This window comes from Acinetobacter sp. Ac_3412 (genome assembly GCF_013072675.1).
Lineage (GTDB): Bacteria > Pseudomonadota > Gammaproteobacteria > Pseudomonadales > Moraxellaceae > Acinetobacter > Acinetobacter higginsii.
Map to the genome: position 1 here is coordinate 7,293 of NZ_LXUJ01000008.1, position 973 is coordinate 8,265.

Sequence of the window (973 nt, forward strand, 5' to 3'; positions counted from 1 at the left end):
CGTGTTGTTTAACTCAGTTTTCGTATCTGTAATCTGATTACCTAAGTCTTTCTTTGCATCGTCTAACTTGTTGTTGGTGTCCGTGATTTGGTTACCCAAGTCTTTCTTCGCATCATCTAACTTACTATTGGTATCGGTAATCTTGCCATCTAAACCATCTTTAACTTTGGTTAACTGGTCAACATTCACCGCATCTTTACCATTCACACCATCTGCAACATTGCTAATGACCTTATTACCTGCATTGATGCCATCTTTAGTGATGCTTGGACCATCTTTAATGGTTAAACCATTGTTGTTTACTACCGTGTCACCAGTTGTAATGCTGTCGAACTTCGCATCTTTCAACAATTCAACTTTGATACCATCTGCTGTAGTACGGGTAATCACGTTTTCACCGCTGGTCTTGTCTTCTGCAGTCGCTGCATCAGCACCACCAACGATATTTAACTTCTCACCCAACTTACGATGTACATCTGCACCTGCATTACCTGCAAAGTTCAAGCCTTTGTTTTCCAACTCAGTCTTGGTGTTGTCAATCTTGGTGTTCAGTTCAGTTTTGGTGTTATTGATCGTGTTGTTGAGTTCAGTCTTAGTATCTGTGATCTGATTACCTAAGTCTTTCTTCGCATCGTCTAACTTGGTGTTGGTATCAGTAATCTTGCCATCTAAACCATCTTTAACTTTGGTTAACTGGTCAACATTGACTGCATCTTTACCATTCACACCATCAGCAACATTGCTGATAACTTTATCACCCGCATTGATGCCATCTTTGGTGATGCTTGGACCATCTTTAATGGTTACACCTTTGTCGTTTAATACCGTATCACCAGTCGTGATGCTGTCGAATTTGGCATCTTTCAACAATTCAATCTTGATACCATCTGCCGTAGTACGGGTAATCACGTTTTCACCGCTAGTCTTGTCTTCTGCTGTTGCAGCATCAGCGCCACCAACGATATTTAACTTC

1 pseudogene is annotated in these 973 nt (G+C 40.9%); it reads right to left on the minus strand.

From position 1 onward, the window contains the following. A pseudogene (locus tag A7P54_RS18970) lies at nucleotides 1-973 on the minus strand (cell surface protein); the annotation flags it as partial.